We start from the raw sequence: 24,928 nt of genomic DNA, 5'->3' as shown, positions 1-24,928 counted from the left end.
CCATGCTCCCGCCGGGAATCCGGATCATGCACCGCGGCGCCGCCCCGCAGGTGCACCCCACCGCCTACGTCGCGCCGACCGCCACCCTGGTCGGCGACGTCCGGATCGGCCCGCACGCACGGGTGATGTACGGCGCCGTGCTCGACGCGGAGGGCTCCCGCATCGAGGTCGGCGAGTCGACGGTGGTGTGCGAGAACGCCGTCCTGCGGGCCTCCGCCGTCACCGCCGACCAGCCCGTCCTGCTCGGCGACCACGTGTTCGTCGGCCCGCACGCCACGCTGCTCGGCTGCACCGTGCAGCGCTGCTGCTACCTGGCGAGCTCGGCGAGCGTGCTGCAGGAGGCGCGGGTCGGGGCGGGCGCGGTGGTCGCCGTGGCGGCGCTGGTCCACGCCCGCACGGTGCTCCCGGAGGAGTTCTTCGTCCCCCCGCACACCCTCGCCCTCGGCGACCCGGTCCGGCTGCTGGCCCCCGGGGACCCGGACGTCCCGGAGGCCGTCGGCCGGCTCGGATTCGCCGGCACCGCCTTCGGCGTGGACGCCTCGTGGACCGACCGGCTCGCCCGCCACGAGCGCATCGCCGAGGTCCGCGGGCAGGAGTTCGCCGCCCACCGGGACGACCGGCCCGCGGCCGGCTGACGGAGCCCGCCGCTACTGGCCGGGCCGGACGGTGATCTCGGTGATCTCCGCGTCCCGGGGCAGGTCGATCGCGGTGAGGATCGCGGTGGCGACCGACTCGGGGGCGATCCACTTGGCCGGGTCGTACTCCTTGCCCTCCTGCTGGTGCACCTTCACCTGCATCGCGGTGGCCGTCCGCCCCGGGTAGACCGTGGTGACGCGCACCCCGTGGGCGTGCTCCTCCTGCCGCAGCGCGTCGGCGAGCGCCCGGACGGCGAACTTGCTGGCCGCGTACGAGCCCCAGGTGGGGTCCGCGCGCAGGCCGGCGCCGGAGTTGACGAACACCACGTGGCCGCGGGCCAGCCGCAGCGAGGGCAGCAGCAGGCGGGTGATCTCGGCGGGCGCGACGGTGTTGACGTTCAGCTGCTGCTGCCACGCCTTCACCGGGGTCTCGGCGACGGTGCCGAGTTCGACCACGCCGGCGATGTGCAGCAGCGAGTCGAGCTCGACGGGCAGCGCCTGGTGGCCGAACGCCCAGGACAGCTTGGCCGGGTCGTCGAGGTCGCCGACCAGGGTCCGCGCCTCCGGGTAGCGCTCGCGCAGCTGGGCGGCGCGGCGGGCGTCCCGGGCGAGCAGCCAGAGTTCCTCGCCGCGGGCGGTGAGCTTGTCGGCGACGGCGGCGCCGATGCCGGAGCCGGCGCCGGTGATCAGGTGGACACCCATGGGATTCCTCAGTTCTGCTGGACGGTCAGCCGGGCGAGGGCCTCGGCGGGAGTCTCCGCGAAACTCACCAGCTCGGCGAGCGGACGCGGCAGGAAGCCGTCGGCGTCCATCCGTTCGAGCTGTGCCCGCAGGCCGGTGTAGAAGCCCTCGGTGTCGAGCAGCACCACCGGCTTGTCGTGGTGGCCGTGCTTCTTCAGCTCCAGCACCTCGGTGACCTCGTCGAGCGTCCCCAGGCCGCCGACCAGCACCACCAGCGCGTCGCCGCGGGCCAGCAGCTCCGCCTTCCGGATCGCCAGGTCGGGCGTCACCACCAGCTCGTCCGCGCCCTCGTACGCCTTGTGCCGCAGGAACTCCACCGAGACGCCGACCAGCCGCCCGCCGGCCTCCTTGACCTCGTCGGCCAGCAGCCCCATCAGCCCGGTGTGCGAGCCGCCCCACACCAGCGTGTGCCCGCCGGCCCCGAGCAGTCGGGCGAACTCCGCCGCCGGAGCGGTGTACTTGGCATCGAGCAGGTTCGCCGAGCAGAAGACCGTGATGTTCATAGTGCAAACAGTCCTATCACCGCCCGCCACGCCCGGGTCAACCCGATAACGGCGGCCCAGGACTAGACGCCGACCGTCCGCTCGGTGCTCGCGATGGTGGCCGAGCCGACCACCCGGGTGCCGTCGTAGAGCACCACGGCCTGGCCGGGGGCGATGCCGCGGGCGGGGGTGTCGAGGCGGACGTGCAGCTGATCGTCCGTCAGGACGGCGGTGACCGGCACCTCTTCGCCGTGCGCGCGGAGCTGCGCGGTGTACCGGCCCTCGCCGGCCGCCGGGGTGCCGCACCAGCGGGGGCGGATGGCGGTCAGGGCGTGCACGTCGAGCCCGCTGGCGGGGCCGACGGTCACGGTGTTGTTCACCGGCGAGATGTCCAGCACGTAGCGCGGCTTGCCGTCCGCGGCGGGGCGGCCGAGCCGCAGGCCCTTGCGCTGGCCGATGGTGAAGCCGTACGCGCCGTCGTGCTCGCCGAGCTTGGTGCCGTCGGCGTCGAGGATGTCGCCGGTGGCGGTGCCGAGGCGCTCGGCCAGGAAGCCCTGGGTGTCGCCGTCGGCGATGAAGCAGATGTCGTGGCTGTCGGGCTTCTTGGCGACGGCCAGGCCGCGCCGGTCGGCCTCCTCGCGGATGACGTCCTTGGTGGTGTCGCCCAGCGGGAACAGCGAGTGGGCGAGCTGCTCGGCGTCGAGCACGCCGAGCACGTACGACTGGTCCTTCGCGCCGTCGACCGCCCGGTGCAGTTCGCGGGTGCCGTCGGGCAGGTCGACGATCCGGGCGTAGTGGCCGGTGCAGACGGCGTCGAAGCCGAGCGCGATCGCCTTGTCGAGCAGCGCCGCGAACTTGATCTTCTCGTTGCAGCGCAGGCACGGGTTGGGGGTGCGCCCGGCGGCGTACTCGGCGACGAAGTCCTCGATCACGTCCTCGCGGAAGCGCTCCGCCAAGTCCCAGACGTAGAACGGGATGCCGATCACATCGGCGGCGCGGCGGGCGTCCCTGGAGTCCTCCAGGGTGCAGCAGCCGCGCGCGCCGGTGCGGAAGGACTGCGGATTGCTGGCGAGCGCCAGGTGGACGCCGGTCACCTCGTGGCCGGCCTCGACCGCCCGGGCGGCGGCGACCGCGGAGTCGACGCCGCCGGACATCGCGGCGAGCACGCGCAGGCGGCCGGTGGACGGGGTGGTCGGGGCGCCGGGGAAGTCAGTCATAAGGAGTCCAGCGTAACGGGGGCCGGGCGCTCGCCGGACGGTCAGTTCGCCACCAGGACGGGCGGCTCGGCCGCCTCCCCGGCCGGGGCGGTGCGCGCGGGCAGCGCGGTGGCCAGCAGGAACGCGGCGAGCAGCAGCGCCGCGCCCACGCCGAAGGCCAGGTGGAAGCCCCCGACGGCGTTCCCGGCGCCGCCCGCGAGCGCGGTCAGGACGGCGACGCCGAGCGCCGCGCCGACCTGCTGGGTGGTGTTGAGCACGCCGGAGAGCAGCCCGGCGTCCTCGGGCCGGGCGTCGGCCATGCCGAGCGCGGTGAGCGCGGTCGCGGCGAGTCCGAAGCCGGCCCCGAGCAGCATGGTGGGCAGCAGGTCGACGGCGTAGCGGAAGTGCCCGGCGGGCAGCCGCACCAGCAGCGCGAGGCCGGCGGTGAGCAGGGCGAGGCCGAGCAGCAGGGTGCGGCGTTCGCCGAGCCGGCCGATGGCGCGGGCGGCGACCAGCAGCGAGACGGCGCCGATGGTGAGCGCGGCGGGCAGCATGGCCAGTCCGGTGGCGAGCGGGCCGTAGTGCTGGACGTTCTGCAGGTAGAGCGCCACCAGCACCTGGAAGCCGAACATCGCGGCCAGCAGCAGGATCTGCACCAGGTTGGCGAGCGCGGTGGTGCGCCGGGCGAGGATCCGCAGCGGCAGCAGCGGGACGGCGGCCCGGGTCTGCCGGAGGACGAACGCGGCGAGCAGGGCGAGTGCCGCGGCGGCGGGGCCCAGGCGTGCGGGCCGCCCTCGACGATGGTCCACACGCCGAGCATCAGTCCGCCGGTGACCAGCACGGCGCCGGGGACGTCCAGGCCGCCCTTGGCGCGGTCCGCCGCGTCGCGGGGCAGCAGGCGCAGGCCGGCGGCGAGCGCGGCGACGCCGATCGGCAGGTTGATGAAGAAGATCCAGTGCCAGCCGAGTCCCTCGGTGAGCACGCCGCCGAGCACCTGGCCGAGCGAGGCGCCGGCCGCGCCGGTGAAGCCGACGGCGCCGAACGCCTTGGCCCGGTCGGCGGGTTCGGGGAACAGCCCGACCACCATGCCGAGGCCGACGGCGGAGGCCATCGCCCCGCCGACGCCCTGCAGGAAGCGGGCGGCGATCAGCGTCGCGGGGCCGGCGGCGAGGCCGCAGAGCACGGACGCGGCGGTGAAGGCGGCGATGCCGGCGAGGTAGGTCCGGCGGCGGCCGTGCAGGTCGCCGAGGCGTCCGGCGAGCAGCAGCAGGCCGCCGAAGGCGATCACGTAGGCGTCCACCACCCAGGCCAGTCCGGCCCGGCCGATGTGCAGCTCGTCCTGGATGGCGGGCAGCGCAACGGTGGTGATCGAGCCGTCCAGGATCACCATCAGCATGCCGGCGCAGACCACCGCGAGGGCCAGCCAGCGGGCGCGTGACGGGTGTTCGGACATGGGTGTCTCCCTCCCCCGGGGGCGCGCGGGCGCGCGCTCCCTCCAACAAGAGAGACCGTAGCAGATAGTTTTGTAATGGACGATCTAAAGCGGTACGACTTCCGGCGGGCTCACTGCCGCGGGCGCCGCGGCCGCCGCACCGCCTTCTCCTCGGGGCCGCACGCCCGGGTGCCGTCCGGCAGCCGCTGCAGCTTGTCGAGGGCGTCCACCAGCACCTGCCGCTCCCCCGGCGACAGTTCGTCCAGCGCGGCGGCGTGCACCCGGTCCACGATCACCACGCCCCGGCGCACCAGCTCCTCGCCGGCGGGGGTGACCTTGATGACCCGGGCCCGCCGGTCGGTCGCGGACGGGCGGCGCTCGGCGAGGCCGTCGCGCTCCAGTTCGTCGGCGGTGACCACCATGGTGGTCTTGTCCAGGCCGGCGAGCGCCGCGAGTTGGGACTGGGTGCGCTCCGCCTCCATGGCGTGCACCAGCACGCAGTGCTTGCGCGGGGAGCTGTCGATCTCCGCCAGCGCCGCGGACAGGCGGGTGTTCATGGCGTGACCGGTCTGCACCAGCAGTCCGGTGAGGTCGCGGACGGTCCGCTCCGGGACGGGAGAGTTCATCCCCCCAGAATAAGTCCGCCAGTAGACGGTTCCGCTGCCGAACGGACCGGTCAGCGGGCGGAGCGCACCAGCCCGGCCCGCCGGGCCCGCTCCACCGCGCCGGGCAGCGCCGCGGCCAGCGCGGCCACGTCCGCCCCGGTGGAGGTGTGGCCGAGCGAGAACCGCAGCGAGGCGCGGGCGAGTTCGGGCTCCACGCCCATCGCCAGCAGCACGTGGCTGGGCTGCGGGACGCCCGCCGAGCAGGCCGAGCCGGTGGAGCACTCCACGCCCGCCGCGTCCAGCAGCATCAGCAGCGCGTCGCCCTCGCAGCCAGGGAACGAGAAGTGCGCGTTGGCGGGCAGCCGGCCCGCCGGGTCCGGGTCACCGTTCAGCAGCGCCTCCGGCGCGGCCTCCCGGACCACCGCGACCAGGTCGTCGCGCAGCATGCCGACGCCGGCCGCGTACTCGGGCTGCCGCTCGACGGCCAGCGCCGCGGCCGCCGCGAACCCGGCCGCGCCGGGCACGTCCAGCGTCCCGGAGCGGACGTCGCGCTCCTGGCCGCCGCCGTGCAGCAGCGGAACGGGGGTGGCCGAACGGGACAGCAGTAGCGCGCCGACCCCGTACGGGCCGCCGACCTTGTGGCCGGTGACGGTCATCGCGGTCAGCCCGGACTCCGCGAACGACACCGGGACCTGGCCCAGCGCCTGCACCGCGTCCGCGTGCATCGGGATGCCGAACTCGGCGGCGACGGCGGCGAGTTCGCGGACCGGCTGGACGGTGCCGACCTCGTTGTTGGCCCACATCACGGTGACCAGGGCGACCGTGTCGGGCGAGCGCTCGACCGCCTCGCGCAGCGCCTCGGGGTGCACCCGGCCGAGCGCGTCCACCGGCAGGTACTCGACCTCGGCGCCCTCGTGCTCGGCCAGCCAGTGCACCGCGTCCAGCACCGCGTGGTGCTCGACGGGGCTGCTCAGCACCCGGCGGCGGGCCGGGTCGGCGGCCCGGCGGGCCCAGTACAGGCCCTTGACCGCCAGATTGTCGGACTCGGTGCCGCCCGCGGTGAGCACGATCTCGCTGGGCCGCGCGCCGAGCGACTCGCCCAGCGACTCGCGGGACTCCTCGATCACCCGGCGGGCCCGGCGCCCGGCGGCGTGCAGCGAGGAGGCGTTGCCGACGGCCCCGAACTGCGCCGTCATCGCGGCGATCGCCTCGGGCAGCATCGGGGTGGTGGCGGCGTGGTCGAGGTAAGCCATAGCGGGACCAGTGTAGGCGTCCCACGGGTCACGATTTGGCCATTGCACCCTCTGCAACGCGCCGTTAGCCTTCCGGCCACGCCGCTGTGAGAGGGGGAGGGCCGTGTCCCAGACGGTCGACCGCGCGCTGACCATCCTGGCCTCGCTCGGCGAGGGCCCGGCCTCGCTGGAACAGGCCGCGTCCCGGATCGGGGTCCACAAGTCGACCGCGCTGCGCCTGCTGCGCACCCTCCAGGAGCACGGCTTCGTCACCCGCCAGTCCGACCAGCGCTACCGGCTCGGCGGCCGGCTGTTCTCGCTCGCCCACCAGGCCCTGGAGGGCATCGACATCCGCCAGGTCGCCGCCCCGTACCTGGCGGTGCTGAACGAGCGCTACGGGCACACCGTCCACCTGTCGGTGCTGGAGGGCGACGAGGTGCTCTACCTGGACAAGGTGGAGGCCCGCTACCCGGAGCACGGCCGCAGCTGGCTCGGCGAGGAGAGCCGGATCGGCCGCCGCGCCCCCGCCGCGGCCACCGCGGCCGGCAAGGTGCTGCTCGCCGACCTGCCCGCGGACCGGCTCGCCGCGTTCCTCGCCGAGGCCGAACTCCCGGCCTCCGCGTTCCTCGCCGAGGCCGAACTCCCGGCCCGCACCCCGCAGTCGATCCGCGACCCGGAGGAGCTCCGGACCGAGCTGGCCGACGTGCGGCAGCGCGGCTGGGCGGTCGACCAGGCCGAGTACCACGAGTCGGTGAACTGCATCGCCGCCCCGATCGCCGGCACCGAGGGCACCGCGATCGCCGCCTGCTCGATCTCCGCGCCGGTCCGGGTCGCCTCGGTCGTCGAACTCAGCAAGCTGCTGCCGGAACTGCTCTGCACGGTCGAGGCGATCTCGCTGGCGTACGGCGGCTCCCCCACGCCCCGCTGGTGCGAGAACCGGTGCGGCGCCAAGCACGCGGTGCGGGCCGGCCGCGCCTGAACGCCGGCGGCAGGGGGGCTGCCGTCACTCCTCGCCGGCGCGCGAACCGTTGCGGTGCCAGGCCCGCGGGGCGCGCCAGCCGTACCGCAGGGCCAGCATCCGCATGGTGAACGCGGCGATCGCGGCCAGTGCGGCGTTCACCGGGGTGAGCTGCCCGATGCCGATCAGGATCGCCGTGATCGCCGCGCCGACCAGCGCCGGCACCGCGTAGATCTCCCGGTCCCAGCGCAGCAGCGACGGCGGCTCCATCGCCAGCACGTCGCGCACCACGCCGCCGCCCGCCGCGGTCAGCATGCCGCAGGACACCGAGGCGACCGCGCCGAGCCCGTAGTCGTGCGCCTTGATGGTGCCGGTGACGGCGAACAGTCCGAGGCCCGCCGCGTCCAGCACCATCACCGCCCGGTTGATCCGCTCCACCTGCGGGTGCAGGAAGAACACCACCACGCCGGCCACCAGCGGGGTCGGGAAGTACCCGGAGTTGGTGAACGCCGCCACCGGCAGCGCGCCGATCACCAGGTCGCGCAGCACGCCGCCGCCCAGGGCGGTGGCCTCGGCCAGGACGCAGATGCCGAAGATGTCCATGTTCTTGCGGACGGCCATCAGACCGCCGGACAGGGCGAAGACGAAGATGCCCACCAGGTCGAGGACCTGCTGGACGTCGTGCGGGAAGATCTCGGATGTCACCTGGTCAGTGTCCACGTCGGCCGACCGGCGCCGGTCGCCGGGCGGTCAGACGAAGGACTCGTGCGGCGCGGGCCCGCCCAGCGCGTTCAGCTTGGCCGGCATCCGCAGCGTCGTCATCCGCCGCCAGCCGCCCGCCCGTTCGTACCCGTACACCGCGTGGATGCCCGCCGCCAGCGCCGCCGACTTCGCCCGCGGCCAGCGCAGCAGCTCCCCCAGGTGCGCCATCACCGCCAGGCTGACGTCCCGGTAGGTGCGGATCTCCGCCCGGGCGGTGGCCTGCAGGGTGTCCAGGATCAGCCGGCCGTGCCCGTGGTACGCGAGCCGGAGCAGTTCCTCGTGGCAGAACGCCAGGTGGTTGTCCTCGTCGTTGGAGATCATCCGCACCGCCCGGCCGAGCTCCGGGTGGTCGCCGAAGATCCGCTTCAGCATCAGCATCTGTTCGGACGCCCGCTGTTCGGTCACCCGGCTGTGCGCCAGGTACGTGATCACGTCCCGCTCGGTCAGCGGCTCGTCGCGGCGCAGCCGGGAGTGCGCCAGGCCGATGCCCTGCCGCTCCAGGATCATCGTGTAGTCGGTCTCGTCGGGGACCTCGGCCGGCTCCAGGCCGCGCTTGTGCATCAGCGCCTTGAAGATCCGCCCGTGCTTGTCCTCGTCCGCGCCGTGCCGGGCCACCTTCGGCGCCAGCACCCGGTCCGGCACCAGCCGGGCGATCCGGCCGTTCTCCCAGCCGCCCTGGTCCTCCCCCTTGGCCGCGATCGAACAGAACAGCCGGAACGCCCGGTCGTCGTCGTGGATCTCCTGGAACAGACTGCGGGCCGACAGCATGCTGGACCTACCCCTCGCGCGGGAGCCGGGACATTCCGGTCCAGTCAAGGCACCCCGCTCCGCCCGGGCAACAGCTCACGCCGCGGGCTGCGCCGGACGAAGGACGGCGGTGCCGCAGTCGGGCTAGCCGATGAGGCGGCGGCGCCAGTCGAGCCCGGTCACCTCGATCGCCTGCGCGGGGCTGCCGTTCCAACGGACCGTCAGGCCGCTTTCCTCCAGGGCCGCGACGACCTCCCGGCCGATCGCCGCGGTGGTGTCCTCCGAGCCGTCGAAGCCGCCGTAATACAGCGACAGGCCGTGGCCGGCGACGGCGTGGTCGGTGCTCTGCGAGTGGAAGTAGACGAAGCCGCGGCTGTCCGGCTCGGCCTCCGCGCCGATCTCCGCCTGGCCGCAGCTGTGGCAGCAGGTGAAGTTCTCCCGGGCGGTGATGCCGCGCGCCTCCAGGGCGGTGAACGCCCCGGCCAGCCGCTCGGGGTCGGTCCGGCCGGTCCAGGTCCGCTGCTCGGCGACCCGCTCCAGCCACAACCGGTCGGCCAGCTGCTCGGCCTGAGCCGCCGTCACCGGGTCGGCGCCGTCGCGCCTCAGGTGGTCGGCGGCGAGTTCGGCCGCCTGCTTCCTGGTCGCGTAGCCGCGGTGCAGCAGGCCGCGCACCGCCTCGACCAGGCTCTTCTCGTCCTCCTCGGACAGTTCCAGCGGGGCGGGCTCCGGTGCGGGACCGAAGTCCATCCGCTGCCACTCCACGCCGGCGTCCCAGTCCGCCTCCTGGCGCGACCAGCGGATCAGCAGGTCGGCCACCCGCTCCAGGTCCGCGACCCGCGTCTCGTAGTGCCGGGTCGGGCTGCCCGCCCGGTGCTCGACGGTCCACTCCCCGCCCACCGGGCAGGTCTGCACGTACACGTCCGGCAGGTCCGGCACCCGCTGGAGCACCAGGAACGCGCCGTCCCACGCGCCCATGTCCTGTACCAGGTCGACGAGTTCGACCTCGGAGACCCGCACCCTGACCTCGTCCGACTGGTCCTTCACCGCGATATCGAGCATGTCCGCCACCCTGCCACCCGCCACTGTCAGCGGGCGGCCGGGGTCGCCCGGGAACGACGGAGTCCGCCCAGGGAGGGCAACCCCCTCCCGGGACGGACCTGTCGTGCGAAGCGCTCTACTCGGCGGAGTTCTCCGGGAAGTGGCACGCCACCTGGTGCCCCGCCTTCGCGGTGGCGAGCGGCGGCTCCTGGCTCGCGCAGATCTCCTGCGCCTTCCAGCAGCGGGTGCGGAACCGGCAGCCGGACGGCGGGTTGAGCGGGGAGGGGACGTCGCCGGTGAGCAGGATCCGCTCGCGGCGCTCCTTGCGCCGCGGGTCGGGGACCGGCACCGCGGACATCAGGGCGTTGGTGTACGGGTGCATCGGCTGGGCGTAGAGGGAGTCGCGGTCGGCGATCTCCACCACCTTGCCGAGGTACATCACCGCGACCCGGTCGGAGACGTGCCGGACCACCGAGAGGTCGTGCGCGATGATCAGGTAGGTCAGGCCGAGTTCCTTCTGGAGGTCGTCCAGCAGGTTGACCACCTGGGCCTGGATGGAGACGTCCAGGGCCGAGACCGGCTCGTCGGCGACGATCATCTTCGGGCGCAGGGCGAGCGCGCGGGCGATGCCGATGCGCTGGCGCTGGCCGCCGGAGAACTCGTGCGGGTAGCGGTTGTAGTGCTCGGGGCTGAGGCCGCAGAGCTCCAGCAGGTCCTGGACGGCCCGCTTGACGCCGTGCTCGGTCTCGACGTTCTGGAGCCGGAACGGCGCGCCGACGATGGTGCCGATGGTGTGCCGCGGGTTCAGCGAGGAGTACGGGTCCTGGAAGATCATCTGGATGTCGCGGCGGAACGGCCGCATCGCCGCGACGCCCAGGTGGGTGATGTCGGCGCCCTCGAACTCGATCTTCCCGCCGGTGGGTTCGTCGAGCCGGGTGACCAGGCGTCCCATCGTGGACTTGCCGCAGCCGGACTCGCCGACCACGCCGAGCGTCTCGCCGGCCATGACCTCGAAGTCGATGCCGTCGACGGCCCGCACCGCGCCGACCTGACGCTTCAGCAGGCCCTTGGTGACCGGGAAGTGCCGGGTCAGTCCGGTGACCCGCAGCAGGGGTTCACGGTCCGGGCCGGGTGCCTGGGCGGGCACCTTCGCGGCCTGCGGGGCCGCCGTCTGGCTGTCCGTCATCGGTTGTCTCCAAGTGGGTGGTACGTGCTCACAGCCGGGGCGCGATCTCTTCGGTGAAGATCCGGTGGCGTTCGGCGATCGGCAGGTGGCAGGCGGCGTGGTGCCGGGGCGCGGCCTCGGCGAGCACGGGCACCTCGCTGGTGGAGCGGCCGCCGGTGAGCTCGGCGTACGGGCAACGCGGGTGGAACGCGCAGCCGGACGGCACGTTGATCAGGCTCGGCGGGGTGCCCTTGACCGGGATCAGCCGGTCCTGGAGCTCCCGGTCGAGGCGGGGCATCGAGCCGAGCAGGCCCCAGGTGTAGGGGTGCTCGGGCGAGTCGAAGATGGTCTCGGCGGGGCCGCGCTCGACGGGCTTGCCGCCATACATGACCAGGATGTCGTCGGCGATCTCGGCGACCACGCCCAGGTCGTGCGTGATGATGATGACCGCGGAGCCGAACTCCTTCTGCAGGTCCCGGATCAGGTCCAGGATCTGCGCCTGGACGGTGACGTCCAGGGCGGTGGTCGGCTCGTCGGCGATCAGCAGCGAGGGGTCGTTCACCAGGGCCATGGCGATCATGGCGCGCTGGCGCATGCCGCCGGAGAACTCGTGCGGGTAGCTGTCGACCCGCTTGTCGGGCTGCGGGATGCCGACCCGGTCGAGCATCTCGATGGCCCGGGTGCGGGCCTCCTTCTTGGAGGCGCCGGGGTGGTGGGCCCGGTAGCCCTCGATGATCTGGGCGCCGACCGTGTAGTACGGGTGCATCGCGGTCAGCGGGTCCTGGAAGATCATCGCCATCTTCTGGCCGCGGAGCTGGCGCACCCGGTTCGGGCCGGCCGCCACCAGCTCCTCGCCGTCCAGCCAGATCTCGCCGGAGATCTGCGGGGCGCCGCGCTTGGTGCCGGTGCGGTGCAGGCCCATGATCGACAGCGAGGTGACGGACTTTCCGGAGCCGGACTCGCCGACGATGCCGAGGGTCTTCCCGCGCTCCAGGTCGAAGCTCAGGCCGTTGACGGACTTGACCAGTCCGTCGTCGGTCGGGAAGTGCACCTTGAGGTCGCGGACGGACAGGAAGGGCTTGTCGTCGTTGCTCATGCCAGCTTCACCTTGGGATCGACGACGGCGTACAGCAGGTCAACCACGAGGCTGGCCATGATGATGAAGAACGCGGCGAACATGGTCACGCCCATGATCACGGGCAGGTCGCTGGAGGAGATCGACTGGACCGCCTCGTAGCCGAGGCCGCGCAGGTTGAAGGTCTTCTCGGTGAGCACCGCGCCGCCGAGCAGGCCGCCGAGGTCCATGCCGAAGACGGTCAGGATCGGGGTCAGCGTGGAGCGCATGGCGTGCTTGCCGATGACGACGGGTTCCTTGAGGCCCTTGGCCCGCGCGGTGCGGATGTAGTCCTCGCCGAGCACGTCGAGCAGGGTGGCCCTGCTGAGTCGGGCGTAGGTCGCGGCGAACAGGAAGGCCAGCGTGATCCAGGGCAGGACCAGCCCCTGGAACCAGGACACCGGGTCGTCCGCGAACTCCGTGTAGGTGTTCGGGAACCAGCCGAGCTGGTGGACGAAGACCGCGAGCGCGACCAGGCCGGTGAAGTACATCGGCAGCGAGACGCCGGCCAGCGCGACGGTCATGCTGATGCGGTCCAGCGCGGTGCCGCGGCGCAGCGCCGAGACGATGCCGGTGGCGGTGCCGAGCAGCAGCCACAGCACCGAGGCGCCGACGGCCAGCGAGATGTCGACGCCGACCCGGCTGAGCAGGAGCGGGAACACCTCCTGCTCGGTCTTGAACGAGTAGCCCAGGCAGGGGGCGTAGCAGTGGGTCACGTCGACGCCGGCGTTGAAGTCCCGGCCGACGAACACGCCCTTCAGGAAGAGCCAGAACTGTTCGACGATCGACTTGTCGAGGCCCATCTTGTGGCGGATACCCTCGACGGCCGCGTGGTCTGCGATCTTGCCCACGTAGAGCAGCGCGGGGTCGGTTCCGGTGAGCTTGGGCACCATGAAGAAGATGCCGAAGGTCACCGCGGCGACCACCAGCAGCATGAGGACGACGTTGATCAGTCGCCTGAAGAGATACACGAGCACTGCGGTCGGCCCTGCCACGGGCCGGCCGGGGTTCCCCGGTGGGGGCTTGTCCCGGCCGGCCCGGGCAGGGCCTTCACCTGCCCTTCGGACTAGCGGTGCGAACTAAGGGGGAAGGTCAGGTCACTTGCCGTCGGAGACGCCGAGCGCCTGGAAGTCCACCTCGCCGAAGGCGTCGGAGATGTAGACGTTGGTCAGGCGCGGGTTGCGCCAGTTCAGGGCCTTGTCGGCGACGATCGGCAGGTAGTAGGCGCCGTCGGCGACCTTGTGGTTGATCTTCTTGTACAGCTCGGCGGCCTTGGCCGGGTCGGTCGACTGCGCGGCCTGGTCGAACCAGCCGTTGATCTCCGGGTCGTTGATCTCGGCGTAGTTGTTGTTGCCGTTGGTGGTGATGAAGCGGCCGTCGACCAGCGGCTGCAGGTAGCCGGAGCCGGTCGGGTAGTCGGCGCCCCAGCCCATGACGATCAGGCCGTAGCCCTTGCTCTTGACCGAGTCGGGCGCGCCGATCACCGAGGCGTTCAGCTTGCCGTCGTACTGGTCGACGGTGACGTCGATGTTGACGGCCTTGAGGGCGGTCTGCAGCGCCACCGCGGAGTTGACCTCCTTCGGCTTGTTGCCGCGGACCGCGATGGTGGTCTTGAAGCCGTCCGGCTTGCCGCAGGCCTTCAGCTCTTCCTTGGCCTTCTCGATGTTCGGCTTGCCCTTGGTCAGCTGCCACGGGTCGTAGTCGTCCGAGCCGAGGATGTTCGGGGGCAGCATCGAGCCGTAGAGCGAGCCGGCCACCGAGCCGCCGCGGGCGGTCTGCAGGGCGGTGGTGTCCGCCGCGTACAGGACGGCCTTGCGGCAGTGGTCGTTCTCGAACGGGGCGACCGTCGGGGCCATCACGACGTAGCGGATGAAGCCGTTGTACGGGTCGTCGGTGTTGGCCTTGAGGGCCTGGTCCTGCAGGACCTTGACCTGGGCGGCCTGCGACAGACCGGTCTGGCCCCAGTCGAGGTCGGCGGTGTTCGCCAGCAGGCGGGCGTCCATGTCGTCGGCGTTGGTGGTGACGGTCAGCTTGACGACGTCCGGCAGCGCCTTGCGGAACGGGTCGGAGGCCGGGTCCCAGTTCTCGTTGCGGACCAGCTCGTAGCCCTTGCCCGGCTCGGCCGACTTGAACTTGTACGGGCCGGAGGAGACCGGCTTGTCGGCGTAGTGGGCGCCGGTGTCCAGCTTCTGCGGGACCGGGGCGGCGGAGCCCATGGCCAGCAGGTACGGGAAGTCCGAGTTGGGCTTGGCCAGGGTGAAGATGATGGTGGTGTCGTCCGGGGTCTGGACGGACTTCAGGCCGAGCTTGTTCGGGTCGGTGTCGGTGTACGGGCCCTTGTAGTTCTGGCCCTGGTCGAGCTCGTTGACCACGTAGGTCGGGCCGCCGGAGATGACGTCCTGCGCGAAGACGCGCTCGATGCCGTACTTGATGTCCTTCGAGGTGATGACCGTGCCGTCCTCGAACTTCAGACCCGGCTTCAGCTTGAAGGTGTAGGTCTTGCCGTCCGCGGAGATCTCCGGCTTGGCGGCGGCCAGGTCGGGGACCAGGTTCAGGCCGTCCTTGCCCGGCTTGCCGTCGAAGGCCAGCAGGGTGCGGGTGTAGAAGCGCTCGAAGTTCCACACCGAGGCGTAGTAGGCGCGACCGGGGTCGAGCGAGTCCACGTCGGTGGTGGTCCACAGGTTGAGGGTGCCGCCCTTCTTGTCGGACGGGTTCACCACCTTGTCGACGGCCGCGTTGAAGCCGGCCGCGCTGCCCTTGGTACCGCCTTCGCCGCTGGAGCCGCTCTTGCTGCCGCCGCAGGCGGTGGCGGTGAGCGCGAGGGTGGCCGCGAGGGCGGCGACCGCGAGCGTCCTGTTTCGCTTCATGGGTTGGGGAACCTCCAGAGTTGCGGGCTCAGTTGCCCTTGGGGTCGAGCGCGTCGCGCAGGCCGTCGCCGAACAGGTTGAAGGCCAGCACGGTGATGAAGATCGCGAGGCCGGGAATCACCATGTAGGTGGGGTCCGCCTGGTAGATGCCGACCGCGTCGGAGAGCATCTGGCCCCAGGACGGGGTGGGCGGCCGGACGCCGGCCCCGAGGAAGCTGAGCGCCGCCTCGTTGAGGATGTTGGCGGGGATGATCAGGGTCGCGTAGACCAGGATCGGCGCCACCAGGTTGGGAAGAAGTTCGCGGAACAGGATGTGGGCGCGGCCGGCGCCGAGGCTGCGGGCGGCGTCCACGAACTCCCGGTTGCGCAGCGACAGGGCCTGGCCTCTGACGATGCGTCCGATGTAGGGCCAGCCGAAGAAGCCGATCACGATGATCAGCACCCACACGCGCACGGTGGTGTCGCCCATGCCGAGCACCGAGTTGGGGATCACCGACACCAGCGCGATGCTGAACAGCAGTTGCGGGAAGGCCAGCAGGACGTCCATGACGCGGCCGATGAACGCGTCCACCCAGCCGCCGAAGTAGCCGGCGGTGATGCCCATGACCACGCCGATGCCGACGGACAGCACGGCGGCGCCGAGCGCCACCAGCAGCGAGATCTGCGCGCCGTACAGGACGCGGGAGAACACGTCGCGGCCGAACACCGGGTCGACGCCCAGCAGGTAGTCGCCGCTGATGCCGCCGAACGCGCCCTTGGGCAGGCCGAGATCGGCGTTGATCTGGTCCGGGTGCGGTTCGTCGACCGGGTGTCCGAACAGCGCGGTGAGCACCGGCGCGAGGACCGCCGCGAGGATGAGCAGGATCACCACGACACCGCCGGCCAGCGCGACCTTGTCGCGCTTGAGGCGGTCCCAGGCGATGCGGCCCGGTGAGCGGCCCTCGATCTTCTTGGCCGGCTCGGAGATTGACGCGCCGTCAGGCTGCGCGCCGGCCGGCGGACCCGAGGTCTCGGTGGGTGTGGTCATGAGTCAGTTCGTTCCCCTCGCCGACGGTGGCCGGCCCACGGAGTCGCGTTTGGTGCGGAAGGCAGAGCGGTTGCGGTGGTGCCGGGTGCCGTTGCGGCGGTGCAGAAGTGCGTTTGGCAAGCAGGGCGTTGCGGGGTGGTGCCGTTCGACGCCGGACGGTGTGCCCCGGCGCGCATGGTGCTGCCGCACGGAGATGCGCATCGTGCGGTTCATGCTGTGGCGGCGGCGCGTTCACCTTCGTGAGGATCGTCTCGCGCTCCGCATTGGGCAGCACTCTCTGTCATGGGCAGTACCCGACGGAAGACCCCCATCCCGAAGGATGCCTAACTGTGATCTGCTCGCATGCACTTTCGTTGCGCTGGCATATCGCTCTTCACACAGGTGCCGCGCGCACGTCAAGGGGCGCACTGACGATACCCCGCCAGTGGCGGAGAAACGCCAGGTGGCACCGGTGGTGGCACGCGTAGATCACGGCGCGGCAAAAAACCCCCGCCGACCAGGAGAAAGGGTCGTGCGAGGGTTTTCGGCTGCTTTGTCGGGGTACTGTCAGCGGCCCGGATATCCCGGCCAGCGAGGCTGCGGCCAGGCCGGAGGGGGCCCCGGAATTGGTTGCGCTGTGTAACCAAAACCCGTGGGGTAGGACCCGGGCGCACCCTGCCGGTCGAAGAACGGGCGGGAGTTGGCCCACATCCACATCGCCACCGGGTCGAACTCGTCGGCCATCATCACGGTGGAGACGGCCGGCCCCTCGGGGGCCTGCGCGGCGGCCCGCTGCACCAGCGCCCGGGCGGCCTCCACGGCCGGCGGCGAGGTGTCGTACAGGTCCAGCCCGATCGCCAGGTACGGCTCGCCGAGCACCGGCTGCACCCAGGCCCGCCGCAGCGAGCGCAGCGGCCGCACCTCGGCCGCCTGCTGCTCCAGCACGGTGAAGAACTGCGGTGCCTGCGCGGGCGGTTCGGTGATCCGCAGCGGCCCGGCGGGCAGCCGGTCCAGGCCGACGGCGATCCGCCGCAGGTCCGCCCAGGGCACGCCGACGCCGCCGCCGGGGCGGTGCGGGTCCAGCCAGAGCCCCCAGCGGGAGCGGTACAGCGAGCCGGCGATCTCCGGCCCGGACACCACCTCGTGGCCGCGCGACCAGCCGCTGGCCGACAGCTGCCCCGGGGAGGTCACGCAGGGCGCGTAGCCGTGCCCGCCGACGTCCATGTTCCCGTACTGGGCGTCCGGGCTGCCCGGGCTGCCGTGCCACAGCAGCATCCAGACCTGCCCGTTGGCGAGGGCGCGCAACAGCCCCTCGTACGCCTCCCACCGCTCCGGTGCGACCGCTGCGAGGGCGCGCTCGATCGCGCCCGGGTCGCCGGCTGCTCCCGTCACGTCGCCGCCTCGTCTCTCGTCCTGGTCGCCGCCCGTCCACCGCGCCGCGATGTGCCGGGGCAACCCTATGGGGCGCGCCCGACAGCCGTCATGCCGCCGTCCCGAATCGGGACCGGATTCACGGCCGCACGTAGAAGGGCTGTACCCGTCCCAGCAGCCAGTCCACCACCGGGTCGGCGACCAGGTCGAGCAGCACCAGGTGGACGCCCCAGCTCGGCGCCGCGGTTCCGAGCGCCCGGCCGAGCGCCAGGTTGACCTCGCCGGGGTCGGCGGGCGCCGCCGGGTCCAGCTGGACGCCGACGTACAGCAGGGTGGACTCGCCCTCCACCCGGGCCAGGGCCCGACGGGCCGTCAGCACCCCGGGCAGCGCGGCGAGTTCGCCGGTCGCGGCGGCCAGGAAGGCGTACGGCTCCTGGTGCGGCTCGGGCTCCTTGAGCGCCACCCGCGCGCCCTCCGCGACGCCCTGCGCCTCCCACGCCTCGCCGCGCGGCCCGCGCCGCAGCTCGCCCACGCCCTCCGGCGGCACCGGGATGCCCACCGGCGCCTCCGGGTTGACCGCGATGCCGATGCCCAGCGGCAGGCCGCGGGCGAACTCCCACATCGGGGCGATCGCGAACGGGATGCCCGGCGCGTGCTGCAGGTACAGCTCCTGCGAGCTGTACACCGGCACGTAGGGCGCGCCGGCCAGTTCGAGGGTCGGCAGGTCGAGCGACCCGGACTGCGGATCGGCCCCCGACGGCAGCGGGATCCACACCTGGCTGCGGGCCAGCACCTCGATCACCCGGGGCGTCGCCCCCGGATCGCCGAGCGCCGCCATCAGCACCTGCTCCAGCTCGTTGGCCGGCCAGCTCCCGCCTTCCGGAACCTGACCCAGCGGGAACCCCATCTCGCCCCTCCACACTCACGGTTGCGATCAGGTTAGCGGCGCACCCGGGGCCCCCGCCGGGAGTGTGACCGAGCCCCACTCCCGCGAGCGCCTCCCGGCATGCCATGATGGGCCCGCTCAAACTTCATACCGGCCGCTCGAACCCGCGCGGGAGAGCCGGAACGACCGTCATCCGGTCGCGACCGGCGCCGAAGGAGCAAGTCCTCCCCGGAATCTCTCAGGCCCCCTTACCGCCCGGGCGAGGCAGATCTGGAAAGAGGACACGGCCACGCCGTGCGCCCACCCACGGTGCAAACCGCCATCCTGTCCGGGATGCGGTGAAGCTCTCAGGTTCGACGACAGACGGGGAGATTCGCCCCAGCCTGCCCGTTTCCAGATCCCGGGAGTCCTGTCGTGTCCCTCCGCCTGACCGCGCTCGACGCGCTGCACCGCTCGCTCGGCGCCACCATGACCGACTTCGCGGGCTGGGACATGCCGCTGCGCTACGGCAGCGAGCGCGAGGAGCACCTCGCCGTCCGCACCAAGGCCGGTCTGTTCGACCTCTCGCACATGGGCGAGATCACCGTCTCCGGTCCGCAGGCCGGCGAGCTGCTCGACCACGCGCTGGTCGGCTTCATCTCCGCGCTCGGCGTGCTGCGCGCCCGCTACACCATGATCTGCCGCGAGGACGGCGGCATCCTGGACGACCTGATCGTCTACCGCACCGCGGAGAACGAGTACCTGGTGGTCGCCAACGCCTCCAACGCCCAGGTGGTGCTGGACGCCCTGACCGAGCGCGCGGCCGGCTTCGACGCCGTCGTCCGCGACGACCGCGACGCCTACGCGCTGCTCGCCGTCCAGGGCCCCGAGGCCAACGGCATCCTGGCCAAGCTCACCGACGCCGACCTGCCCGCCCTCAAGTACTACGCGCTGCTGCCCGCCACCGTGGCGGACCGTCAGGTCTGGCTGGCCCGCACCGGCTACACCGGCGAGGACGGCTTCGAGGTCTTCTGCGCCCCCGCCGACGCCGAGCACCTGTGGACGGCGCTGACCGCGGCCGGCGCCGACGAGGGCCTGGTCCCGTGCGGCCTGTCCTGCCGCGACACGCTGCGCCTGGAGGCCGGCATGCCGCTGTACGGCCACGAGCTGTCCACCGACCTGACCCCGTTCGACGCCGGCCTCGGCCGGGTGGTGCGCTTCGACAAGACCACCAACGACGGCGCGTTCGTCGGCCGCAAGGCGCTGGAGGAGGCCGCCGCGGCGGCCGAGACCAACCCGCCGCGCAAGCTGGTCGGCCTGGTCTCCGAGGGCAAGCGCGTCCCGCGCGCCGAGTACGCGGTGGTCGACGCCGAGGGCGCCGTGATCGGCCGGATCACCTCCGGCTCGCCGTCGCCGACCCTGGCGAAGCCGATCGCCATGGCGTACGTGGACGCCGCGCACGCCGAGCCGGGCACCACCGTCGCCGTGGACGTCCGCGGCAAGGCCGAGCCGGTCCAGGTCGTCGCGCTGCCGTTCTACAAGCGCGCCCGCTGACCCTCCGCCGGTCCTCCACCTGCTTCCCGAGCAGTTCTTCCGGTTCGTCCGCCCAGCGGACGGCCGCGCCCTCCCCTCTTGCGATCCTGGAGAATGACGCCATGAGCAACCCCACGCACCTGCAGTACACCAAGGAGCACGAGTGGCTGACCGCCGCCGTGGACGGGGTGTCGACGGTCGGCATCACCGCGCACGCGGCCGACGCCCTCGGCGACATCGTCTACGTCCAGCTCCCCAATGTGGGTGACACCGTCACCGCGGGTGAGACCTGTGGCGAGCTCGAGTCCACCAAGTCGGTCAGCGACCTCTTCTCCCCCGCCACCGGCGAGGTCACCGAGGTCAACCAGACGGTCATCGACGACCCGGCCCTGGTCAACTCGGAGCCCTTCGAGGGCGGTTGGCTGTTCAAGGTCCGCGTCGAGGCCACCGACGAGCTGCTCGACGCCGACGGCTACACCGCCTTCACCGGCGCCTGACCGGGAGACCCCCTCATGACGGTTCTCAACCAGTCCCTCCACGCGCTCGACCCGGAGATCGCCGCCGCGGTCGACGCCGAGCTGCACCGCCAGCAGACCACCCTGGAAATGATCGCCTCCGAGAACTTCGCCCCGGTGGCGGTCATGGAGGCCCAGGGCTCGGTGCTCACCAACAAGTACGCCGAGGGCTACCCCGGCCGCCGCTACTACGGCGGCTGCGAGCACGTCGACGTGGTCGAGCAGATCGCCATCGACCGGGTGAAGGAGCTGTTCGGCGCCGAGCACGCCAACGTGCAGCCGCACTCCGGTGCGCAGGCGAACGCCGCGGCGATGTTCGCGCTGATCCAGCCGGGCGACACCATCCTGGGCCTGAACCTGGCCCACGGCGGTCACCTGACCCACGGCATGAAGATCAACTTCTCCGGCAAGCTCTACAACGTGGCCGCCTACCACGTCGACGAGAAGACCGGCCAGGTCGACATGGCCGAGGTCGAGCGCCTCGCCAAGGAGCACCAGCCCAAGCTGATCATCGCCGGCTGGTCCGCCTACCCCCGCCAGCTGGACTTCGCCGAGTTCCGCCGCATCGCGGACGAGGTCGGCGCCCTGCTGATGGTCGACATGGCGCACTTCGCCGGCCTGGTCGCCGCCGGCCTGCACCCCTCCCCGGTGCCGTACGCGGACGTGGTCACCACCACCACCCACAAGACCCTGGGCGGCCCGCGCGGCGGCGTCATCCTGTCCAAGGCCGAGTACGCCAAGAAGATCAACTCCGCGGTCTTCCCCGGCCAGCAGGGCGGCCCGCTGGAGCACGTCATCGCCGGCAAGGCGGTGGCCTTCAAGGTCGCGGCCTCCGAGGACTTCAAGGACCGCCAGGTCCGCACCCTCGAAGGCGCGAAGATCCTCGCCGAGCGCCTGCTCCAGGACGACGTGACCGCCTCCGGCGTCTCCGTGCTGTCCGGCGGCACCGACGTCCACCTGGTGCTGGTCGACCTGCGCAACAGCGAGCTCAACGGCCAGGACGCCGAGGACCGCCTGCACGAGGTCGGCATCACGGTCAACCGCAACGCCGTCCCGAACGACCCCCGCCCGCCGATGGTCACCTCGGGCCTGCGCATCGGCACCCCGGCGCTGGCCACCCGCGGCTTCGGCGCCGAGGACTTCCGCGAGGTCGCCGACGTCATCGCCGAGACCCTGAAGCCCGGCTTCGACACCGCCAAGGCCGAGGGCCTCAAGGCCCGGGTGAGCGCGCTCGCCGCCAAGCACCCGCTGTACCCCGAGCTGTAACCCGTCCGCGCGGCCACCGACACCCGGCGGCCGCCCGGACCCCCGGGGCACCGCGCACACTGGACAGTGCGCGCGGTGCCCCGTTCCATGCACCGCCCCCGTCCCACCGGACGGACCACTCCACGAGACCAGACAAGGACGTCACCCCGTGGCCATCAGCGTCTTCGACCTCTTCTCCATCGGCATCGGACCGTCCTCCTCCCACACCGTCGGCCCGATGCGCGCCGCCCGGATGTTCGCCCGCCGGCTCGGCTCCGAAGGACTCCTCGACCAGGTCGCCTCGCTCCGCGCCGAGCTGTACGGCTCCCTCGGCGCCACCGGCCACGGCCACGGCACCCCCAAGGCCGTCCTGCTCGGCCTGGAGAACAACTCGCCGCGCACCGTCGACGTCGACCAGGCCGACCTGGACGTCGACCGGATCCGCGCCGCCAAGCGGATCAACGTGCTCGGCCGCCACGAGATCGCCTTCGACCCCGACACCGACCTGGTCCTGCACCGCCGCAAGGCCCTCCCGTACCACGCCAACGGCATGTCGCTGTGGGCGTACGACGCGGCCGGCGAGGTGCTCCTGGAGAAGACCTACTACTCCGTCGGCGGCGGCTTCGTGGTCGACGAGGCCGCGATCGGCGAGGCCCGGGTCAAGCCCGACGACACCGTGCTGCGCCACCCCTTCCGCACCGGCGAGGAACTGCTCCGCCTCACCCGGGAGACCGGCCTGTCCATCTCCGGCCTGATGCTGGAGAACGAGAAGGCCTGGCGCACCGAGGCCGAGATCCGGGCCGGACTGCTGGAGATCTGGGACGTCATGAAGGAGTGCGTCGCGGCCGGCATGTCCCGCGAGGGCATCCTGCCGGGCGGGCTGAAGGTGCGCCGCCGGGCCGCGGCCGCCGCGAGGGCCCTGCGGGCCGAGGGCATCGGGCCCGGCAACGCGATGGAGTGGGTCACCCTCTACGCGATGGCCGTCAACGAGGAGAACGCCTCCGGCCGCCGGGTCGTCACCGCGCCCACCAACGGCGCGGCCGGCATCATCCCGGCCGTCCTGCACTACTACCTGAACTTCATCCCGGGTGCGGACGAGGACGGCATCGTCCGCTTCCTGCTCGCGGCCGGCGCGATCGGCATGCTCTTCAAGGAGAACGCCTCCATCTCCGGCGCCGAGGTCGGCTGCCAGGGCGAGGTCGGCTCCGCCTGCTCGATGGCCGCGGGCGGCCTCGCCGAGGTCCTCGGCGGCACCCCCGAGCAGGTCGAGAACGCCGCCGAGATCGGCATCGAGCACAACCTCGGCCTGACCTGCGACCCCGTCGGCGGCCTGGTCCAGATCCCCTGCATCGAGCGCAACGGCATGGCCTCCGTCAAGGCCGTCACCGCCGCCCGCATGGCCCTCCGCGGCGACGGCCGCCACCACGTCTCCCTCGACAAGGCCATCAAGACCATGAAGGAGACCGGCGCCGACATGAAGATCAAGTACAAGGAGACCTCCCGCGGCGGCCTCGCCGTCAACGTCATCGAATGCTGACCCGCCCCCACCCCACAGCAGCTCGGGGCCGACCCCGGAAGCTCCCCCCAGGGGGCCGTGCGGGCCTGTCCCTGCAGGGACTTGACCCGGCGTCACAAGCCCCCCGCAGAGGCTCGGGGCCCGTCCTGGGAGCTCTCCGCAGGAGGGCTGGCCAGCCTTGCGGTGGGCCGGGGACGCGTTCGTCCGGATGGTGAGACAAATGACCGTAGGCCTGGAATCCTAAGGTGAAGCGCGCCACTCGCCTTGGTTTCGATTTGTTCGGGGTGTCGTGACGTGCGATAGTTATGCACGTCGGGCGGAAACGGCCCGGCCACTTCCACTCGGCGACACGCACCCCCTTGGTCGCCGGGTGACGCGCAGGGGCCCCGGACCGCGAACAACCGCGGACAGGGGCCCCGCATCGTTTCTCAGAGGGTGCTCGCGGAGGCCCGGATCTTCATCTCGAACCAGACGCCCTTGCCTCGCGGCAGCAGCTCCGCGCCCCACCGGTCGGCGATCGCGTCGACCACCCGCAGCCCGTGGCCGTTCTGGTAGCCGATCTCGGGGGCGACGATCAGGCAGGGCAGCGCCCGCGAGGAGTCGCGGACCTCGACCCGCAGCCACCCGGGCCGCCGGACCACGCGGAGGCCGATCATCCGCCCGCCGGCGTGCACCACCGCATTGGCGACCAGCTCGCCGGTGAGCAACTCCCCTGCTTCCAGCAGCTGGTGGAGTTTCCAGGACTGTAATACCGAGAGCACCAGCCGCCGCGCGATCCCGGCCGACTCCGGGCGAGAGGGCAGTCGCACCTCCTCGGCGGATTCGGGATCGCTGAGCACGCCGAGGAAGGCGTGCTCCATCTCGTCCGCGGTCATCCGTTCCAGATCGGCGAGCACGACCGCGGCGCCGGCTCCTGACGAACCGTCACCGCGGGTGTCGACAAATGGAAGTGATGACCGTTCCGCTTCGCCCCATCCCGCCATGCGCCCCATCATTGCGGAACGTGGGCGGCCGCGTACGGACAATGAGCAAACGATCACTATTCATATGGCATATGCCGTCAGCAACCGAACGGTTGCTCGATGATCACCACTGGCCCCAGGGCAGGTTCCAGCCGCCCAGTCCGTTGGCCGGGTCGACCACCGCGCCCTTGGAGTTGACGACCGTCACCACGTCGCCGACCAGCGAAGAGGCGTAGAACTTGCCCGCCGGGCTGCTCCCGCTGCCGGCCTCGGTGTCGGTCAGGCCGATGCAGCCGTGGCTGCCGTTGGAGCGGCCGATGACGCCGGCGCCCCAGTAGTTGCCGTGCACGTAGGTGCCGGTGTCGGTCAACCGGATGGCATGCGGAACCACCAGATCGTATTCGTCGCCGGACCCCGCCTTGGTGACGCCGGCGGAGGTCATCCGGGTGGTGCCCTCCAGTCCTTCGACGACCATGGAGCCGCTCCAGGTGTCGAAGCCGGGCTTGCCCGCGGTGAACGGGATGGAGTCGGTCTGCTGGCCGTCGCGGACGACGGCCATCCGGTGGGTGTTGACATCGGCGGTGGAGATCTGCGAGCGGCCGATGGTGAACGGCTCGTCCTTGTCGACGCCGCCGTACACGCCGGGGGCGGTCTCCACGTCCTTGAGCTTGTAGTGGACGGTGACCTTGGTGTTCGGGTTCCAGTACTTCTCGGGGCGGAAGTCCAGCCGCTTGTCGTTGAACCAGTGCCCCTTGACCACGGTGCCGTCGGAGGCCTCGAAGGTGATGGCGTCCCGCACCGCCTCCTTGTTCTTGACGCCCCGTTCGAACCGGACCGAGACGATCATGCCGACGCCGTACTCGCCGTTGTCGGCGACGTTGTCGCTGACCCCGGCGTTCTTCTCCGGGGTGAGGGTGGTGAAGCCGGAGCGCGCGTTGGCG

General features: G+C 72.0%; 24 protein-coding genes, 1 pseudogene and 1 riboswitch. Of the genes and pseudogenes, 6 read left to right on the top strand and 19 right to left on the bottom strand.

The genetic code is table 11. From position 1 onward, the window contains the following. Positions 1-2 precede the first annotated feature (2 nt). Positions 3-635 (top strand): gamma carbonic anhydrase family protein, encoded by a 633-nt coding sequence (locus tag KCH_RS24220; RefSeq protein ID WP_035873512.1) that lies wholly within the window; start codon positions 3-5, stop codon positions 633-635. Between the two features lie 12 nt (positions 636-647). Here KCH_RS24220 and KCH_RS24215 read toward each other — a convergent pair whose 3' ends face one another. From KCH_RS24215 to KCH_RS24190, 7 genes and pseudogenes are all read right to left on the bottom strand, one after another. Then, on the bottom strand, positions 648-1,337 hold the full coding sequence (locus KCH_RS24215; RefSeq protein WP_035866397.1) for an SDR family oxidoreductase: 690 nt from the start codon (positions 1,335-1,337) through the stop codon (positions 648-650). Between the two features lie 8 nt (positions 1,338-1,345). Next, entirely contained in the window at positions 1,346-1,879 is a 534-nt protein-coding gene (locus tag KCH_RS24210) for an LOG family protein (RefSeq protein ID WP_035866394.1), read from the bottom strand. 62 nt (positions 1,880-1,941) lie between these two features. Continuing rightward, positions 1,942-3,075, bottom strand: a complete 1,134-nt coding sequence (mnmA, locus tag KCH_RS24205; protein WP_035866391.1) for a tRNA 2-thiouridine(34) synthase MnmA — start codon at positions 3,073-3,075, stop codon at positions 1,942-1,944. Positions 3,076-3,116: 41 nt separating this feature from the next. Next, positions 3,117-3,863, bottom strand: coding sequence for an MFS transporter (locus tag KCH_RS47305; RefSeq protein WP_425268810.1), 747 nt, complete (start codon positions 3,861-3,863; stop codon positions 3,117-3,119). A gap of 116 nt (positions 3,864-3,979) precedes the next feature. Continuing rightward, a pseudogene (locus KCH_RS47300) lies at positions 3,980-4,444 on the bottom strand (MFS transporter); the annotation flags it as partial. Between the two features lie 173 nt (positions 4,445-4,617). Then, positions 4,618-5,112, bottom strand: a complete 495-nt coding sequence (locus tag KCH_RS24195; protein ID WP_035866388.1) for a MarR family winged helix-turn-helix transcriptional regulator — start codon at positions 5,110-5,112, stop codon at positions 4,618-4,620. Positions 5,113-5,162: 50 nt separating this feature from the next. Continuing rightward, a complete protein-coding gene (locus KCH_RS24190) occupies positions 5,163-6,344 on the bottom strand; it encodes a cysteine desulfurase family protein (protein ID WP_035866384.1) in 1,182 nt (393 codons plus the stop codon). Between the two features lie 103 nt (positions 6,345-6,447). Here KCH_RS24190 and KCH_RS24185 point away from each other — a divergent pair, with 103 nt between their 5' ends. Beyond that, positions 6,448-7,302, top strand: coding sequence for an IclR family transcriptional regulator (locus KCH_RS24185; protein WP_035866379.1), 855 nt, complete (start codon positions 6,448-6,450; stop codon positions 7,300-7,302). Positions 7,303-7,326: 24 nt separating this feature from the next. Here KCH_RS24185 and KCH_RS24180 read toward each other — a convergent pair whose 3' ends face one another. From KCH_RS24180 to KCH_RS24130, 10 genes are all read right to left on the bottom strand, one after another. Beyond that, on the bottom strand, positions 7,327-7,986 hold the full coding sequence (locus tag KCH_RS24180; protein ID WP_035866375.1) for a trimeric intracellular cation channel family protein: 660 nt from the start codon (positions 7,984-7,986) through the stop codon (positions 7,327-7,329). A 45-nt stretch (positions 7,987-8,031) separates the two neighbouring features. Beyond that, the gene (locus tag KCH_RS24170; protein ID WP_035866371.1) at positions 8,032-8,811 is read right to left on the bottom strand and encodes a hypothetical protein; all 780 of its coding nucleotides are present in this window, start codon (positions 8,809-8,811) and stop codon (positions 8,032-8,034) included. Positions 8,812-8,934: 123 nt separating this feature from the next. Continuing rightward, complete coding sequence (locus tag KCH_RS24165; protein ID WP_035866369.1) at positions 8,935-9,849, bottom strand: DUF6891 domain-containing protein; 915 nt, start codon at positions 9,847-9,849, stop codon at positions 8,935-8,937. A gap of 115 nt (positions 9,850-9,964) precedes the next feature. Further along, positions 9,965-11,014 carry an ABC transporter ATP-binding protein gene (locus tag KCH_RS24160; RefSeq protein ID WP_035866368.1) on the bottom strand — a complete coding sequence of 350 codons (1,050 nt, stop codon included), beginning with the start codon at positions 11,012-11,014 and terminating at the stop codon, positions 9,965-9,967. Between the two features lie 28 nt (positions 11,015-11,042). Next, positions 11,043-12,089 (bottom strand): ABC transporter ATP-binding protein, encoded by a 1,047-nt coding sequence (locus KCH_RS24155; protein WP_035866365.1) that lies wholly within the window; start codon positions 12,087-12,089, stop codon positions 11,043-11,045. Continuing rightward, complete coding sequence (locus tag KCH_RS24150) at positions 12,086-13,084, bottom strand: ABC transporter permease (protein ID WP_035866362.1); 999 nt, start codon at positions 13,082-13,084, stop codon at positions 12,086-12,088. The genes KCH_RS24155 and KCH_RS24150 overlap by 4 nt, the downstream gene beginning before the upstream one ends. 120 nt (positions 13,085-13,204) lie before the next feature. Then, positions 13,205-14,974: an ABC transporter substrate-binding protein gene (locus KCH_RS24145; protein ID WP_035866359.1), complete on the bottom strand. Its 1,770-nt coding sequence runs from the start codon at positions 14,972-14,974 to the stop codon at positions 13,205-13,207. A 28-nt stretch (positions 14,975-15,002) separates the two neighbouring features. Further along, positions 15,003-16,001, bottom strand: a complete 999-nt coding sequence (locus KCH_RS24140) for an ABC transporter permease (protein WP_035866355.1) — start codon at positions 15,999-16,001, stop codon at positions 15,003-15,005. Positions 16,002-16,547: 546 nt separating this feature from the next. After that, positions 16,548-17,372 (bottom strand): enhanced serine sensitivity protein SseB C-terminal domain-containing protein, encoded by an 825-nt coding sequence (locus KCH_RS24135; protein WP_035866352.1) that lies wholly within the window; start codon positions 17,370-17,372, stop codon positions 16,548-16,550. A gap of 118 nt (positions 17,373-17,490) precedes the next feature. Next, positions 17,491-18,258, bottom strand: a complete 768-nt coding sequence (locus KCH_RS24130) for an enhanced serine sensitivity protein SseB (RefSeq protein ID WP_035866350.1) — start codon at positions 18,256-18,258, stop codon at positions 17,491-17,493. A 138-nt stretch (positions 18,259-18,396) separates the two neighbouring features. Continuing rightward, a riboswitch (glycine riboswitch) is annotated at positions 18,397-18,501 on the top strand. Positions 18,502-18,651: 150 nt separating this feature from the next. Here KCH_RS24130 and gcvT point away from each other — a divergent pair. The 4 genes from gcvT (at position 18,652) to KCH_RS24110 (ending at position 23,046) form a co-directional block, all read left to right on the top strand. Then, entirely contained in the window at positions 18,652-19,770 is a 1,119-nt protein-coding gene (gene gcvT, locus KCH_RS24125; RefSeq protein ID WP_035866345.1) for a glycine cleavage system aminomethyltransferase GcvT, read from the top strand. Between the two features lie 101 nt (positions 19,771-19,871). After that, positions 19,872-20,246: a glycine cleavage system protein GcvH gene (gene gcvH, locus KCH_RS24120; protein WP_035866341.1), complete on the top strand. Its 375-nt coding sequence runs from the start codon at positions 19,872-19,874 to the stop codon at positions 20,244-20,246. 15 nt (positions 20,247-20,261) lie between these two features. Next, complete coding sequence (locus tag KCH_RS24115; RefSeq protein WP_035866337.1) at positions 20,262-21,530, top strand: serine hydroxymethyltransferase; 1,269 nt, start codon at positions 20,262-20,264, stop codon at positions 21,528-21,530. 148 nt (positions 21,531-21,678) lie between these two features. Next, positions 21,679-23,046, top strand: a complete 1,368-nt coding sequence (locus KCH_RS24110; RefSeq protein ID WP_035866333.1) for an L-serine ammonia-lyase — start codon at positions 21,679-21,681, stop codon at positions 23,044-23,046. Positions 23,047-23,453: 407 nt separating this feature from the next. Here KCH_RS24110 and KCH_RS24105 read toward each other — a convergent pair whose 3' ends face one another. Both KCH_RS24105 and KCH_RS24100 read right to left on the bottom strand, forming a co-directional pair. Continuing rightward, positions 23,454-23,921, bottom strand: coding sequence for an ATP-binding protein (locus tag KCH_RS24105; protein WP_341865406.1), 468 nt, complete (start codon positions 23,919-23,921; stop codon positions 23,454-23,456). Between the two features lie 190 nt (positions 23,922-24,111). Further along, a partial coding sequence (locus KCH_RS24100; RefSeq protein ID WP_051653404.1) for a L,D-transpeptidase occupies positions 24,112-24,928 on the bottom strand: 817 nt, incomplete at its 5' end.

Origin of the sequence: Kitasatospora cheerisanensis KCTC 2395 (assembly GCF_000696185.1) — a bacterium.
Classification (GTDB): domain Bacteria; phylum Actinomycetota; class Actinomycetes; order Streptomycetales; family Streptomycetaceae; genus Kitasatospora; species Kitasatospora cheerisanensis.
Note: the sequence above shows the minus strand (reverse complement) of the source record. Positions and strands in the feature narration are given on the sequence as shown.